The organism is Streptomyces sp. NPDC036984, assembly GCF_055607665.1.
On sequence record NZ_JBVJRL010000036.1, the window covers coordinates 1 to 14,951 of the forward strand.

12 protein-coding genes and 1 pseudogene are annotated in these 14,951 nt (G+C 69.6%); 10 read left to right on the forward strand and 3 right to left on the reverse strand.

Annotated features, from left to right (window positions below; genetic code table 11):
* Positions 1-200 precede the first annotated feature (200 nt).
* The 4 genes and pseudogenes from ACZ7DL_RS37005 to ACZ7DL_RS37020 all read left to right on the forward strand — a co-directional run bounded on the left by ACZ7DL_RS37005 (position 201) and on the right by ACZ7DL_RS37020 (position 4,227).
* Entirely contained in the window at positions 201-974 is a 774-nt protein-coding gene (locus tag ACZ7DL_RS37005; RefSeq protein ID WP_470781178.1) for a class I SAM-dependent methyltransferase, read from the forward strand.
* Between the two features lie 453 nt (positions 975-1,427).
* Positions 1,428-2,186 carry a GntR family transcriptional regulator gene (locus ACZ7DL_RS37010; RefSeq protein ID WP_470781180.1) on the forward strand — a complete coding sequence of 253 codons (759 nt, stop codon included), beginning with the start codon at positions 1,428-1,430 and terminating at the stop codon, positions 2,184-2,186.
* A gap of 51 nt (positions 2,187-2,237) precedes the next feature.
* Positions 2,238-3,500, forward strand: coding sequence for an MFS transporter (locus ACZ7DL_RS37015; RefSeq protein WP_470781182.1), 1,263 nt, complete (start codon positions 2,238-2,240; stop codon positions 3,498-3,500).
* A gap of 60 nt (positions 3,501-3,560) precedes the next feature.
* Positions 3,561-4,227 (forward strand): annotated as a pseudogene (locus ACZ7DL_RS37020) (IS5 family transposase).
* A 15-nt stretch (positions 4,228-4,242) separates the two neighbouring features.
* Here ACZ7DL_RS37020 and ACZ7DL_RS37025 read toward each other — a convergent pair.
* Together ACZ7DL_RS37025 and ACZ7DL_RS37030 are read right to left on the reverse strand one after the other, a co-directional pair.
* Positions 4,243-4,674 carry a hypothetical protein gene (locus ACZ7DL_RS37025; RefSeq protein WP_470781184.1) on the reverse strand — a complete coding sequence of 144 codons (432 nt, stop codon included), beginning with the start codon at positions 4,672-4,674 and terminating at the stop codon, positions 4,243-4,245.
* A gap of 38 nt (positions 4,675-4,712) precedes the next feature.
* Positions 4,713-4,928 carry a hypothetical protein gene (locus ACZ7DL_RS37030; RefSeq protein ID WP_470781270.1) on the reverse strand — a complete coding sequence of 72 codons (216 nt, stop codon included), beginning with the start codon at positions 4,926-4,928 and terminating at the stop codon, positions 4,713-4,715.
* 212 nt (positions 4,929-5,140) lie between these two features.
* Between ACZ7DL_RS37030 and ACZ7DL_RS37035 the strand changes: the two genes are divergently transcribed.
* The gene (locus tag ACZ7DL_RS37035) at positions 5,141-5,266 is read left to right on the forward strand and encodes a hypothetical protein (protein ID WP_470781186.1); all 126 of its coding nucleotides are present in this window, start codon (positions 5,141-5,143) and stop codon (positions 5,264-5,266) included.
* 34 nt (positions 5,267-5,300) lie between these two features.
* On the opposite strand, the gene ACZ7DL_RS37040 is transcribed toward ACZ7DL_RS37035, so the two are convergent.
* Positions 5,301-5,849, reverse strand: coding sequence for a putative immunity protein (locus ACZ7DL_RS37040; RefSeq protein ID WP_470781188.1), 549 nt, complete (start codon positions 5,847-5,849; stop codon positions 5,301-5,303).
* A 670-nt stretch (positions 5,850-6,519) separates the two neighbouring features.
* Here ACZ7DL_RS37040 and ACZ7DL_RS37045 point away from each other — a divergent pair.
* The 5 genes from ACZ7DL_RS37045 (at position 6,520) to ACZ7DL_RS37065 (ending at position 14,799) form a co-directional block, all read left to right on the forward strand.
* Positions 6,520-7,578, forward strand: coding sequence for a hypothetical protein (locus ACZ7DL_RS37045; protein ID WP_470781190.1), 1,059 nt, complete (start codon positions 6,520-6,522; stop codon positions 7,576-7,578).
* 334 nt (positions 7,579-7,912) lie between these two features.
* Complete coding sequence (locus ACZ7DL_RS37050; RefSeq protein ID WP_470781192.1) at positions 7,913-8,290, forward strand: contact-dependent growth inhibition system immunity protein; 378 nt, start codon at positions 7,913-7,915, stop codon at positions 8,288-8,290.
* 354 nt (positions 8,291-8,644) lie between these two features.
* The gene (locus ACZ7DL_RS37055) at positions 8,645-9,454 is read left to right on the forward strand and encodes a hypothetical protein (protein ID WP_470781194.1); all 810 of its coding nucleotides are present in this window, start codon (positions 8,645-8,647) and stop codon (positions 9,452-9,454) included.
* Positions 9,455-9,597: 143 nt separating this feature from the next.
* The gene (locus tag ACZ7DL_RS37060; RefSeq protein WP_470781196.1) at positions 9,598-10,032 is read left to right on the forward strand and encodes a hypothetical protein; all 435 of its coding nucleotides are present in this window, start codon (positions 9,598-9,600) and stop codon (positions 10,030-10,032) included.
* A gap of 12 nt (positions 10,033-10,044) precedes the next feature.
* Positions 10,045-14,799, forward strand: a complete 4,755-nt coding sequence (locus ACZ7DL_RS37065) for an NACHT and WD repeat domain-containing protein (protein ID WP_470781198.1) — start codon at positions 10,045-10,047, stop codon at positions 14,797-14,799.
* Positions 14,800-14,951: the final 152 nt, after the last annotated feature.

Here is a 14,951-nt window from a genome sequence, read left to right on the forward strand (position 1 = left end):
CACATCATGACGTGGTCACACTGGCACCGCCGCCACCAAGCACAAGCCCGCCGCTGTCACTACATGCGGCGTGGCCACCCGTTGGGGCGACACACCGGCAAAGACCGTCCCACCTCCACCAGCACACCACTACACTCCCCACTCCCAGACCCCTGACCAGCCAAAATGGAGAAGTACTGCTGGAGTACTAGGCTGCGACGATGGAACGCGCAACCGACGTGCCCGAGAGCTTCGCTCAGTCTGCAGATCGGGAACGGGTGAATGTCTACGACAGTTTCGCCGAGGCGTACGCGGCGGAGAACGAGAACAACCTCGTGAACGCGTATTACGAGCGGCCGGCGATGCTGGCCCTCGCGGGAGACGTGACCGGCCGTCGGATCCTGGATGCCGGCTGCGGCTCAGGCCCCCTGTCCGCCGCACTACGCGACCGCGGTGCCGTCGTCACCGGCGTCGACGCGAGCGCCGGGATGCTGGCGCTGGCCAGGCGGCGGCTCGGTGACGACGTAGCCCTGCACGTGGTCGACCTGAGTGACCCTCTGCCGTTCGACGACGGTGCATTCGACGACGTGGTCGCCTCGCTGGTCCTGCACTACCTGGAGGACTGGGGGCCGACGCTGGCCGAGTTACGGCGAGTACTCAGGCCCGGCGGCCGGCTGATCGCTTCGGTGGACCACCCCTTCGTGGCTTACACGATCCAGGATCCTCGGCCCGACTATTTTGCGACCACCAGCTATGCCTTCGACTGGACGTTCGACGGGCAGTCCGTCCCGATGAGGTTCTGGCGCAAGCCGTTGCACGCGATGACCGACGCCTTCACCAGCGCCGGCTTCCGCCTTTCCGTCATCAGCGAACCGCAGCCCGACCCGGCCGCCCGTGAACTGTTCCCCGACGGCTTCCATGACCTTTCGGCCAAAACCACCTTCCTGTTCTTCGTCGTCGAGGTACCCCAGTCGGCTGCGGGCTCGGACGAGTAGCCAGTCGGCGGAGCCATCGACTGCGGAGCCCAAAGAGCAGGTACGACGCTTCCTGACGGCTCGTTGCGTCACCAGCCACCCGTGCACGGCTGCCAGGAGCTTCCTCCAGCCCCATGCGTCCGATGGGCCAGCAGGAACTGGTCGTCGTGCTGGACCGCTTCTCCCCGTCCCAATACGCCAAGGTCCGCGTCCCGGCGGTCGATCGGCACGTCGGGTTGGTCTGCTCGCCGATCCTGGCTGAACCGGATCGAAGCGATCACCGGCGATGGACGCCCAGTTCGACTCCGCGCTGGGTCCCCGGCAGGTGATCACTGGCACGGTGCCGTGGACTTCCGCAGGCGCACGCGCGCGCACCGTATTTCTACTCCAGCAACTTTTTCTGGGTGCAGTAGCTTGCCAACACCCCCTGAGAACGACCAGCTGCCGTAGCGCAGGACAACCGGAGGATCACCCATGCCCCGAGAGGCTCCGTACCTCGCAGTAGCCGACGTGCTGCGCACACGGATCCTCGCGGGGGAGTGGGAGGTCGGCGAGCGCCTGCCGTCCCGGGCACGGCTCGCCGAGGAGTACGGGCTCGGGCGCAACGTCATGCAGAGGGCCATGGACCGTTTGATCACCGACGGTCTCCTCGAAGGGCGCGCCGGCTCGGGTACCTATGTCCGCGTCCCGCGCGAGCGCCTGCGGCTGGTCCGCTCGCGGCACCGGGATCGCGGGTATGGCTCCTCCCCCTGCTCCGAGGTGAGGGAGCGGGGCAGGGCCGATGCCTGGGATGCACACAGCCAGGTGCGCGTCCCCGCCTCTGAAGAAATCGCCGAGCGGCTCGGCATCAGCCCCGGAGACCTCTGCGTCAACACGCATTACGAGTTCCTCGCCGGCGGGCAGCCCGTCCAGCTCTCCGAATCCTGGGAGCCGATGGCCATCACGGAGGGAACGCCGATCGTGCTGCCCGAGAGGGGTCCCCTGGCAGGGAAGGGGGTGGTCGAGCGCATGCGCTCCATCGGCGTGGTCGTCTCGACTGTGGTGGAGATTCCGCGCCCGGCTCGTGCCACCCAGACGCAGGCGAACCTGCTGGGGATCAGCGTGGGGGACCTCGTGCTCCAGATCGAGCGCACCATCTACGACACCGACGGACGCCCGGTGGAGACCGCTGACATGGCCGTTCCGGACGTGCGACGGGAAGTGGTCTACGAGTTCGGAGTGGACCGTCCGTAGCCGTTGAAGTCAGTAGAACGACTTTTTCACTTCCGACGGCAGGAGAGACGAATGACAAAAACCTCACGGCTCGGACTCCTGGGAGATCGGGACTTCGGGCGTTTGTTTGCTGCCACGGCGCTCGGTCAGCTGGGCGACCGTATCCTCTTCTTGGCGTCGCCTCTGGTTGCCATCGCGGCATTGGATGCCGACGAGTTCCAGGTCGGGTTACTCGCCGCGATGACTACGGCAGGCTCGCTCCTGGTCGGGTTGCCGGCCGGCGCGTGGGTGGACCGCATGCGGAAGCGGTCGGTGATGATCAGCACTGATCTCGTTCGCGCGCTGGTCCTCTTGACGATTCCGGTCGCATGGTGGGCCGGCCTTCTTACCATCTGGTGGCTCTACGCAGTTGCCTTGGTTCATGGAGTTCTGACCGTTTTCTTCGACGTCGCGTACGTCAGCTACCTCCCGCATTTGGTGGGCCGCAGCCGTCTCGTGGAAGGAAACTCAAAGCTCTCGGCGATACGTTCGGTGACCAGTATCAGCGGGCCGACGGTGGCGGGGCCGCTGGCCGGCCTGGTTGGTGCCCCGGCAACGCTCTTGGTCAGCTCGGGCGGGATGGCCGTGTCGGGGCTGCTCGCTCTCACTATCAGCAGACGTGAACCGAAGCCAGAGCCGAGTGAGAACCGTCAACTGGGGCGCGAGATCAACGAGGGATTGAGGTTCGTCCTCAAGCACCCCACCCTACGCGCAATCATGCTGGGGGATGCCGTGTTCAACCTCTTCCTGGTCATGTATCAAACCATGTTGCTGGTCTTCTTGGAGCGGGAGACAGGTCTCCAGCCTTTCGGAATCGGCCTCATTCTGTCCGGGATGGGGTGCGGCGCCTTGCTCGGCGCACTGGTGGCAGCCAGGATCTCGAAGAGGGTCGGGCAAGGTCCGGTCATCTGGCTCGCGGCACTGGTCACCTGTCCCTTCACCGTCCTCATGCCGTTGGCACGACCGGGCTGGAGCGTGTACGTAGCTGCCCTCGGACTTGCGGCTCTTTCACTGGGCGGCGTCGTTCGCGTTGTGGCTCAATCAAGTTTCCAACAGGCCCTGACACCGGATCGGCTACTGGGGCGGATGAACGCGACAGCTCGATTCGTGTCCTGGGGTGGCATTCCTGTCGGTGGGCTTTGTGGTGGAGCCTCGGGTACTTTGTTCGGAGCATCAGGCACCTTGTGGATCGGCGCAGCCGGCATGACGCTGAGCTTTCTCCCCACCTTCCTGTCGCCGCTCCGAACGACGCGCAACTTGCCCATGGAAGAGGCCCCCGAGTTCGTGCGCCGCTGAGGCTTCACAAACAAATCTGCGCGAGTAACAACGGAACACAATGAGGTGGATCGGCGCTGGCTGGCGTGTCTGTGGCGGGAGTTGAGCGTTCGGCCTCGGTGTGGGGACGTCGCCGTGGATCGTCTCGGATGAGCTGTGGGACCGCCTGTGGCAACGGCTCCACGAGGTCCTGCTGGCCGAACTGAACGCAGTCTCCCGGCCGGACTGGTCCCGTTGCATGGTCGACTCTTCCCACGTCAGAGCGCTAAAAGGGGGAGCCACACTGGCCCTTCGCCGGTTGACCGGGGCCGGGCCGGCTCGAAACACCACCTCAGCACCGACGGACACGGCACCCCGCTCGCCGTTCTGCTGACCGGCGGCAACCGCAATGACGTCACCCAGCTCCTGCCCTTGCTCGATGCGATCCCGCCGGTCCGCGGCCCGGTAGGACGACCGCGCCGCAAAACCCGACTCACTTTTCGCCGACCGCGGCTACGACCACGACATCTACCGCGATCATGTCCGCGAACGTGGCATCGTGCCGGCCATCGCCCGCCGTGGAACACGGCACGGCACCGGACTGGGCACCTACCGCTGGGTGATCGAGAGGAGCTTCGCGCGGCTGCACGGCTTCCGGCGCCTGCGGATCCGACGGGAACGCAGAGCCGACATCCACGAAGCGTTCCTCGAACTCGCCTGCTGCCTGATCACACACCGACAACTCAGCTCATTGCGTCAGCCGTTGTAAAGGGGACGGGAGTGGCTACCCCGGAGGCAGCGCGCGCTCCCTGCGGTTGCGCTTCTCCATAGCCGCGCCCACCCAGATGCACCAGGCGACGCAGCTGGCCAGGAGGAGGAAATAGGTCATGAATCCGATGCCGTCGCCGACGAGCCACAGCACCAGTGCGGGGGGCCCGAAAACGATCAGCGGGCCGATGACCCACCAGGTCAGATATGTGCGCAGTATCTCCCCACCGACGAGCGGCGTCTCCTCGTGCACCGCGTAGTGGGTGACCGAGGTACTGCCGTTCCCGTACTGTGTGTAGGACGAGTCACCGACGGTCAGGCGATGCCGACGCAAGGGGAACACCGGCAGAAAAAGCAGCACGGCCCACTGGGTGGCGTGGTGGCTGCCGTCACGATTCGGGTAGCTGAAGCCCCGATACGTGGTGCCGAATCCGTTCCACGTCGACATCCTTCGCATCCTCCTCGCCGTCTCCGGCCTGAACTGTCTCATGTCTGGCCGGATTTGGGGATCGGATCAGATGTGATCCGTACGTCGTAGGACCTGTCCAAGCAGCCGAACCCTCTGGAGACCCAGCGGAAGGCCAAGTACGCCGGCGGGATCGCGTCGAGCAGGGGCAGCAGTTGGGTGACGTCGTTGCGGTTGCCGCCGGTCAGCAGGATCGCGAACGGGGTGCGTCCGGCAACGGCGTGCGGCCCGGACAACGGAAGCCGCGCTCACGCTGCGGCAGCAGCGGCTCCAGGCGGTCCCACGGCTCATCCGAGACGATCCACGGTGACGCCCCCACGCCAGACCGAACGCCCGACTCTCGCCCGACCACGGCCGTCAGGAGCGATCCACCTCATTTTGTCAGCCGTTGTAAGACGGCGATGACTCTTGCGGCTGCATCGACCTGGTCTCGGAGCTGCTGTCGCTCTTGTCCCTTGTTTTTGAGTTGGCGGCGCAGGACAGCGATCTCCTGTGTTTCCGCACCGACCCCGCCCGTGCCGCCTACCTCCTGCGCACCCTGCTCGTCCTGACGAACCTCGAAGTCAACCGCTGACGGAGGTGAGGCCGTTCTGCCTGGACGCTGAAAGTCACTCAGAGATGGTGCGTGAACGAAGGTCGGCGTCCAGCATGCGGATCAACTCGGCTACCCGTCCGCCGCCACTCGGCGCCTCCGGGAAGCGTTTGAGCACGTCAACGACGACTGGTGTCGCACGATGCACCGTCTGCTCAAGGCTTTCGGCACCAACGCTCCGATCGTCGCCGGCGACGAGTTCGGCCGCTCTGGCCGCGTAAGCGCCGGCTCCGAGGATGTGCTTGACCTGGGTGGCCTTGGCCAACGGATGCAGGTAGGCGGCGCCTGCCGCGGACATCGCCGCCCACGCTGCCTCTCGGGCAGCCGCGGTGTCCGCGTCCTTGGCCGCTTTGAGGGCCGCCGATGCTGTGTCGCGCAGAGCTTTCCCGCGTTCGCCACCCCGAGCGAACTCCCACGCGGCACTGATAGCGTCTCGAGGCCGCGAGTCGTCAGGCTGATCGGCCTCGAATATCCCAAGCGCCGCCTCCGCGCATGCCGCGGCGAACGCGGCGATCTCACGAAGGTCCTGCGTGCTCAGAACGATCTCGCTCGCGTCCCCTGTCATGGGCTCCATCTTCCACGATTGCGCTGGACCGCTAGTGGGTAGGGGCGGCTCGGGGCCGCCCATGCCGGCTGGCTCCCCAACAGACCGGATCGCCGAACCGCTGAACCAACTCGGGACCCAGCGTTCACCGGATCGTAGAAGGCCGCCCGGCCACAGCGAGCAGAAGACGGCCAGCCGACCGCTGACAGACGATTTCTCAGCGGAGCGGGTGTCTCCTGTGCTCAAGCAGTGAGCCTCCGCCAAGTGCACGTCACAGGACATGGGGGCTGGTGTGACGGTCTTCCGGGGTGCCTATCGGTTGGTGGATCGCCCTGCCGGACGACGCGGAACGTGTCAGGCTCCAGCCTCTCCGCCGCCAGGTGGGCCGCGGGTGCCCGTGGGCGGAACTTCGCCGCCGTGAAGCCGACCACCCCCCTGGTCCCGGGCAGCGGCACCCGACAGGGCACCGGCCCCGTCCCGCCGGGCGACCATGTGAAGCCGCTCCGGCAACGCGCCGACTGGCTGAGGGAACACGCCGACGCCATCGGCCGCGGCCTGGAGAGCGGCACTGAGGGGCGCAGCGGTCGAGGCAAGCGGGTGCCCGGGACGCCGGCCCGGGCAATCGAGCCCGTTTCACCCGTACGGCTGTGTCCCGCGAGCGGGCACGGGCGGCCGGCCCGATCCTGGACGGGTGAACCCGTTCCCCTCGCCCTACCCCACGCTGCTGGGCGACGACCCTGCGTTGCAGATGGCTCTTGACACCGCGGTCGGCGAGGCGCTCGCGCAGTTTCCGAGCCTGGGCGGATCGTTCCGTGCGGCGATCTCCTTTGTGGCGGTCGACGAGACGCCGGACGGCCTGGACTTCCGGCACGCCGGGCTGCGGTACGGGGAGAGCTACTACACCGCCAGCCTGGCCAAGGTCGGCGTGCTGTACGCGGCGTACGAACTCCTGAGGAGCGTCAACGCGGTGGCCGGGGAGATGGCGACACCGCAGGAGTTGTTCGCGCGGCTGCGGAGCGAGTTCGACCCGGTGATCGACGCGGCGGTTCCGGCCATCGCCCAGGCGGGCCTCACCCCCGCGCAGCGGCTGCCGAAGTACGAGCACATCTTCGCCACGTCCCCCACAAACGGCGGGTTGAGTTGTTCGTTCCAGGCCGGCTTCCAGGACAACCTGAACCGGATGATCATCAAGGGGTCGAACGAGACCGCGTCCGCGTGCATCCAACTGCTCGGTTACAGCTGGATCGACGGCGCGCTGAACGCCGGCGGTTTCTTCTTCCCGCCGGCCCAGACCGGCATCTGGCTGGCCGGGACCTTCACCGGTGCGCTGCCCGCCGTGCGCATCCCGAGCGTGAACGACGGGATGGTCGCCCAGGCGTCGACCTGCTTCGACATGGCGAACCTCTACGCACACATCGTCCGCCGCACCCTCGTGGACGCCGGCAGCTCCCACTTCATGCACGCGCTCCTCGCCACGTCCGCGAGCGTCGGTGACGACCCGTCGTATCTGGACTTCACCCGGCGGCCGGCCCTGCCGGCACGGGACTTCGGGGTGTCGGACTCCAAGATCGGTCACGGTCCGTTGAAGACCGGCACCCAGGTGAATTCCGAGGCCGCGGTGGTCGAGAGCTCGAATCCCACGCAGCAGTTCGTGGTGGTCTTTCAGGACAGCCTTGACGACCTCGACTCGCTGTCCGCGCTCGGCTACGTCGTGGACCGTACGATCAAGCTGTCCCAGGCCGGCCCCTGATGCCGCCGTCCACATCGCGGGCCTGAGCCCAGGGGCGTGGTGCCGGCTCCGAGACATGAGGCACGGCCCCTACCGAGGCGTTCGTCGAGCGCGAAAGGTCGAGGTGGCGTAGGCCCGCATGTCGGAGGTTCGCCATGCGGATTCGGAACGACAGGCACGGCTGGACCTCACGGGCCCTCCGTCATCGCCTCTGAGCGCACGGACAGTTCATGGCGACGTATCACGTGATCACGGACCACCAGCCGAGATCATGTGACGACAGACCCCAGGGCCGCTTCGAGCCTCGATAGGTGACAATCAGCTGGTGACCGGACCGGAACGTGGATCTCGCTCCTTGGAGGAGCTGGAAGGTGCCCGCTGGCCTGACCCGCCTGCGGACGCCACTCGTCTGGTTGCCACGGCGCACGCCTTGCGACGCAAACCGGTCAGCGCCCTCAGCCCCGAGGACCTCCGGTTGCTGATCGGGCAGAACATCGGCCTGCCTTACCTGCTGCCCAGAGCTGTCGAACTGCTCCGTGCCGATCCACTGGTGGAAGGCGACCTTTATGAAGGTGACCTGCTCTCGGCCGTCCTGACCAGAGATCGGGCAGCGTGGGCCGAGGCACCGCAAGCTGCTCGTGCGCTTCGCCAGGTCCTCTCCACCATGAACGACATCCCTCCTGGGCTCCAGGGCAACGCCGAAGGCTTTCTTGCTCTGTCCCCCGACCTGTGATCCTGCCCGGCCCCGCGCCGTCACCGCCGTGGCGGCTCGGGGCCGGATGGCGCAGGGACTGGCGTACCAGCGCCAGTTGAACTGCGTCAGATCGCGCATCACTCATGCCGGTACGCCATGCCCTGCCACTGACGCAGGCCCCGTGAGTTTCGCGGGACGGCCGGGAATTCCCGTGCGTGAATGCATGGTGAATCCCGGCTCATACGCCAGATGCATATATGCATTTCCGCGGACCCGGTTACGGCCAACGCGACGCTTCGCTAACCTGCTGGTGATCGCGCGTGGCTGCCCGATCGAAGTGACAGGGGAAAGCCGAAGCGGCGGTGTGCCGATTCGGATCGGGGGGATAACGTGATGCAGCGCCTTGGTGTCAGGGCGGCGGTCGTTGCTGTCGCCTTGCTGATCGCCGCCGCGGGCTCGGCCTATCTGCTCCTGCGGCCCGGCGGTTCGGCGGATTCCGTCCGGTTCAAGCTTGTCGCGGAGAGCCGACTGGCCGCGCTGGCCCTGCCGGGGGAGCCGGACGGGCTATGCGAGGAGAACTCGACCGTGTGCCGGTCGAGCCTTCGGGTGGAGAAGAACGGCGAGGTCAGGAAAGTCGTCGTGACGGCGCGGGGCGCGCTGCCGGAGGGGGTCCGGGTGGCCTACTGGGGATGCCGAGAGGGCCCCGGAGCCTCCGTCTGCACGGTCCGGCAGGACCATGACGCCACCATCTGCGTGACCACCACCGGGCCCGCCGACGTAGCGCGCCAGGCGTGCGGGAAGAAGGCCACGCAGCCGGCGGCCGACGGACCCGGAACACTGACCGTGATCTTCAAAACCAAATGGAAGATCGACCTGTTCGGAAATTTCAAGGGACGCTGCGGCAGCGACGGCGTTCTCGGAAAGAAGTGCGAAATCACCGTCAAGCCAGGAAAGATCTATTACCTGCGCGCCCAACCCGCGTTGGAAGGCGATCCCTACGCGCACCCCGCCCGGAAGCCCGGATTCTCCTACGTGTACATCGACTACGAGGGCTGCAACAGCGGCTTGGGGCACGGTGACTCGATCATCTGTGCAGTCTTCGGGTCGGCAGGGAAAGCGACCGTGTGTGTGTCCACCGGGGACGAGTTCGAGCAGAAATCCGCGCGGGAATGCAACGCCTACCGCAGGACGGAGACGCCATGACCGGCCGCCTCGCGCGAAGCCTTCTGCCCGTGGCCCTCCTCCTCGCAGCCGGATGCGCGTCGTCCGGCCCGGACCACGACGACCCTGCCCCGGGCCCTTCGGCGTCCACGTCCTCCCGCCCCGGTGCGGATGGAGTACCCCTGGTGGTGCTGATGACCTCCGCATGGAGTGCCGGGATCGGCTCCGACCTCCCCGGCCAGAAGTTCTGCCCGGACATCCGCGAAAGGGGCAAGACCCAGCCCAGTACCCCCGTGTCCTGCCGGTTCGTCGTCCCCCGCGGCACCGCGGTCAAGCTCACCGCGAAGGTGCGGGAGCGGCACCCGGCCCTGGTGATCTCCAGCGAGGGGGTGCGGCTCACCCTCTGCCCCCATGACGTCTGGTCCGAGGCGTCCCGCACCGTGACCTGCACGGTGACCGTGACGGAGGGGACGGCGCTGTGCCTGAACGACAACATGCCGCATGCCTCCGTCGAATGCGAGTGGGTGGCGCAGGGATACGCACGCCTGCCAGCCACCGTCCCGTCCGGCTTCCGCCCCGGACCGCACCAGGCGGCGCGTCCCGACGAACCGTTCAGCTGACGGGACCAAGTGGTGAACGAGGAAGAGGCGGGCGCCGGGCAGGACGAACGGCGCCGACTGATGCTGGCCGGGATGCGCGGCAGGCTCGGCCGGTACGCGGAGGCGTCCACGCCGGGGATGCGGCGCTGGACCCCGCGCCTGCTGCTGGCCGCCCTGGCGGCCGGATCGTTCGGCGCCCTGCTGGGTCCCGACGGGGCACTCCTGCCGACGAGCATCGGCGTACTCAGCTCGGTCGGCGGGAACGTCCTCACCGACCTCGTCACCTCGGCCGTGGACCAGCTGCGGCCCGATGCCTCGCGCGAGGAGGCCGAGGACGAATTCCAGCGGCGGATCGAGGAGGTGCTCGCCGAGGGCGGCGACCGCGCGGCGGCCCTGCGCGCCGCCATCGCCCGGGTGCTGCGGGACAGCGGCGCCATCGGTGCACTCCTCCGCGAGGAGTCCGGGGACGGGGCCGGAGCAGGCGGCGAACTGATCGCCGGCCTCACCGAACTCACCGCCCACTTCCAGGAGTTCCGCTTTCTGCTCGGTGACCTCGGTCCCGCCCTGGACGATCTGCGCAGCAGCGCCGACCGGCACAGCGTGCAGCACGACCGGATCATGGACGCGGTGCGCCGGCAGGAAGCCGCCACCGAAAGGGTCAGGGGGGACATAGCCGCCATCCGCCCCGGCCCTCCGCAGACCCGGGCCGCCTCGGCGCCCCGGCTGCGGTGGGTGGGACACTGCCCGTACCGGGGCCTGGCGGCGTTCCGTGAGGAGGACGCCGAGCTGTTCCACGGCCGGGCGCGGGCGATCGAGCAACTGGTCACGCTCACCTCCCGCGTGCTCGCCGACGACCACACGAGCCCCGCCATGGTGATGGTCACCGGCGCCCCCGGCGTCGGCAAGTCCTCGCTGCTGCGGGCCGGGCTGCTGCCCGCCCTGACAGCAGCGTCCGGGGGACTGCCACCGGAGACAACGCGGTGGCCGCAGATCGTCATGAGGCCCAGGCAGTACGGCGATCCGCTGGCCACCCTCGCCCTCCACCTCGCGTCCGCCCTGTACGGCGGCGACCAGCACACCCTGCGCGACCAGTTGACGGCCGACCCCGAAAGCACCGGGAGGTACGTCCGACAGGCGCTGCTCTCCGAGCGGCTCGGCCGCCGGCGGGACGGCGCACCCGGCGACGGGCTGCGACTCGTCCTGGTGGTCGACCAGTTCGAGGAACTGTTCGGGGTGGGCACCCCCGACACCCGCCAGGCCGCGGCCTTCGTCACCGCCCTGCGCTCCGCCACGACTCCGGCCGCAGAGCACGGCAGGCCGCCGGCGTTGGTCGTGATCGGCATGCGCGGGGACCAGCTGGACAACTGCTCCCGCTATGAGGTGCTGCGGCAGGCTCTCGAGCGAAACCAGTTCATCCTGGGGCCGATGGAGGAGCCGGATCTACGCCGGGCGATCGTCGACCAGGCGGGGGCCGCCGGGCTGGAGGTCCAACCGGAACTCGTCGACAGGATCCTCACCGATCTGCGGTCCCGTGAACTCACCCCTCGGCAAGGCGAGTTCGCCGCCGGTACGCTGCCGCTGCTGTCCCAGGCGATGCTGCTCACCTGGGAGCGTCGCGAGGGAGACCGGCTCACCGACCGTGCCTACGAACTGTCGGGCGGGGTGCTCGGCGCCGTCGCGACGAGCGCGGAGCAGGTGTACGCGGCCCTGACCCCGCGCGAGCAGGACGTCGCCGCCGACGCCCTGCGCAGGCTCGCCCTCATCGGCCCGGACACGCCCGCCGTCAGCCGCCGCGTCCCGCTGCATGACCTGCCCGAGGAAGCGCCACCCGTACTGCGGAAGTTCGCCGAACGGCGGCTCGTCGTGATCGGGAACGACTTCGCGGAGCCCGCTCATCAGGCGCTGCTCGAGGCATGGCCCAGGCTGCGCCGCTGGCTCACCACCGACATCCGGGAATGGCGCTTGCACGGCCGCCTCGCCCAGGACGCCGAACGATGGTCGCACGACGGGCGGGGCCCGGCCCACCTCTATCAGGGCCCGCTGCTCGCGGCGATGCGCGAGGCGCAACAGCGGTGGCTCGCCGATCCCGGCAGGTTCCCCACGCCGGAGGGACGGCAGCGGGAGTTCCTCGACGCGTCCTTTGCCGCCGAAACCGAACGGGTGCGCCGCCGCCGCACGCTGGTCGCGGCGGTGGCGGTGGCGGTGGTCCTGGCACTGATCTTCGGTGTCCACGCCGCCGTGACGAGCGGCAGACTCGACAGCGAACGCGACGCGGAACTGTCCCGGAACCTCGCGGAAAGCAGCGTGCAGAACGCCGACCCCGTCGAGGCGGCGCTGCTCGCCGCCGCGGCCTGGCGGGTCGCTCCCACCGACGAGGCCCGCCACAGCCTGCGCGCCGTCCTGGCGGGCCCGCTGCGCGGCACCCTGACCGGCCGCGGTGCCGTGACCGCGATCGCCCACAGCCCCGACGGCCGCACGATCGCCACCGGCGGCACGGACTCCTTGATCAGGCTCTGGGACGCGGCCTCGCACCGCCCGGTCGGCAAGCCACTAGCCGGACCCGCCGGCACCGTGACCGCGCTGGCGTTCAGCCCGGACGGCCGCACCCTGACCGGCGCGGGCGACGACCACACCGTACGGCTCTGGGACCTGCGTGCGGGCCGGCAACAGCCCCGGCCGACCGCGGCGATCGCAGCCGGTGGCACAGGCGCCATCGTGCTCGGCCCGGGCGGCAGGACGTTCTTCAGCGGCACGCGGCTGTGGGACACCGCCTCCGGCAAGCCCCTCGGCGACCCGCTGGACACCCCGGCGAGCAGCGCCGTCTTCAGCCCCGACGGCCGGCTGCTCGCCACGGCCGACACCGCACGGCGCGTACGGCTGTGGGACACCGCCATCCAGCGCCAGGTCGGCCCCACCCTCACCGGCGCCTCCGGCCCGCTCGCCTTCACGCCCGACGGCAAGTACCTCATCGCCGCGGGGGCGTCAGGACGCCTCCGGCTCCGGGACCTGGCCGGCCGGACGTGGATCGGCGACCGGCCGGGATGCAGCGAGGACACCGCGCCGAGCGCCCTCGCCGTCGCCCCGGCCGGTACGACGATCGCGGCCGGCTGCGCGGACGGCACGGTCACCCTGTGGAGCCTGTCCGGCCGCAGGCTGCTCGGCGGCCCGCTGCGCGGACACAGCGGCCGGGTCGACGCTCTCTCCTTCAGCCCCGACGGCGCGGCGCTGGCCGCCGCCGGGGACAGCGGCCCGGAGGTACGGCTGTGGAACGTCGGCGATCCGCTGCTGACCTCACTCGACGACCGGGACGGGCCCGTCGCGGCCTCCCCGGACGGACGGTACGTGGCCGCGGGCGCCCCCGGCAACGGCGACTGGCACGTCAGACTCTGGGACGTCACCACCGGCCGGAACACCGCACTCGGCGGGCTGGGCGACTGGACCGGCGCGCTCGCCTTCAGCCCGGACGGCCACACGGTGGCGGCCGCCGCCGACGACCGCGTCCAGACGTGGGACACCGCGAGCGGCCGGGAACTGACCACCCTGGCTGACGCCGGACCGGTTCAGGCACTCGCCTGGTCCGCCGACGGACGGTCGCTGTGGGCCGCAGCGAGCGAGGCAGGCTTCACCGTGCGGCGCTGGGACGCGCGCAGCGGCCGCCTGCTGCGCACGCTCACGCCCGACGTGCCCTCGGGAGACCCGCTGGCATCCTTGGGTCACCTCACGTTCGGCCCCGACCTGCGCACCCTCGCCACGGTCGCGGAGGGGCGGTCCGTACAGCTGTGGGAACTGGGCCACGGCCACGCCCTCGGCGAGACCATGCGGGGGCAGAACGGCCGGATCGACTCCGTCGCGTTCAGCCCCGACGGCCGCCTCCTCGCCGTCACCGGCGCCGACGGCACCGTACGGCTGTGGGACACCGCCCGCCGGCGGCCCGTAGGCCGTCCCCTAGCCGGCCACACCGACGAGGTGTCCGCCGTCGCCTTCAGCGGCGACGGCAGCACCCTCGCCTCCGCCGGCCGTGACGGCACCGTCCGGCTCTGGGACACCGCGACCCGCACCCGGCTCGGCGTACCGTTCACCGGCCCGTTCAAAGCCGTCCGCTCCCTGGCCTTCCTGCCAGGCCGGGGAGCCCTCGCCGCGATCAGCGACGTCCGCACCCTGGAGGTGTGGCGGGTGGCTGAGCCGGACGACCTCCTCGGCGCGGTCTGCGCCGCGGCCGGACGCCCCATGACGCGGGCGGACTGGGAACGGTACGCCCCCGGTGCCGCGTTCCGCCCGGTCTGCGACCGCCCGGCGGCCGGCGCCCGCGCTCTCCCCTCCACCGCGAGCCTCCCGCCCCCCGGCCCCCTGGAGTCACGCGGCCCCTCGGACCCACCAGGCACACCGGCGACCGCGGCCCAGTTCGCCGGGCGCTACACCCTCGTGCTGGACGAGGCGGCAACCCGGGCGGCCTTCCGGCCCGAGGCACCCGCACAGACCTATCCCTTGCAGCAGGACATCGACTTCCTTGCCGCTTTCTACAGCGGAGACCACTGGCTGACCCTCCGCTCGGCGTGCGCCGGCACGGACTGCGCACTCCGCATGACCGGCTTCGCCGACAGCCCCGCCATCACCCTCCGCCGCACTGCCCGGGGCACCTTCCGCGGCTCCGCCGGCGCCCGCACCTGGAGCCTCCGCGCCGACACCCTCAGCGGTGGCCGAGTCACCGGTCTCACCCTCGTCTACGAGATCCGGGACGCCTCTCGCCGCTACAGCGGCGCCCAGGGCTTCCACGGCGCCAGGCCATGAAAAAGGACCGCCGTCACGGCGGCCGGGCCACCCAGCGGCTGTCGCCGTACCGCGCGACCGCCACGATCACTAGGCCCATCCGGCGCACCCGACCGCACCCCGGGGGAGCGGACCGCGCCGGAAGGTGCCTGGGGAAGCGCAGGGGCCCGGGT

Coding starts and splice junctions, on each gene's coding strand:
- ACZ7DL_RS37005 (WP_470781178.1), top strand. CDS start 201: ATGGAACGCGCAACCGACGTGCCCGAGAGCTTCGCTCAGTCTGCAGAT.
- ACZ7DL_RS37010 (WP_470781180.1), top strand. CDS start 1,428: ATGCCCCGAGAGGCTCCGTACCTCGCAGTAGCCGACGTGCTGCGCACA.
- ACZ7DL_RS37015 (WP_470781182.1), top strand. CDS start 2,238: ATGACAAAAACCTCACGGCTCGGACTCCTGGGAGATCGGGACTTCGGG.
- ACZ7DL_RS37025 (WP_470781184.1), bottom strand. CDS start 4,674: ATGTCGACGTGGAACGGATTCGGCACCACGTATCGGGGCTTCAGCTAC.
- ACZ7DL_RS37040 (WP_470781188.1), bottom strand. CDS start 5,849: ATGACAGGGGACGCGAGCGAGATCGTTCTGAGCACGCAGGACCTTCGT.
- ACZ7DL_RS37055 (WP_470781194.1), top strand. CDS start 8,645: ATGCAGCGCCTTGGTGTCAGGGCGGCGGTCGTTGCTGTCGCCTTGCTG.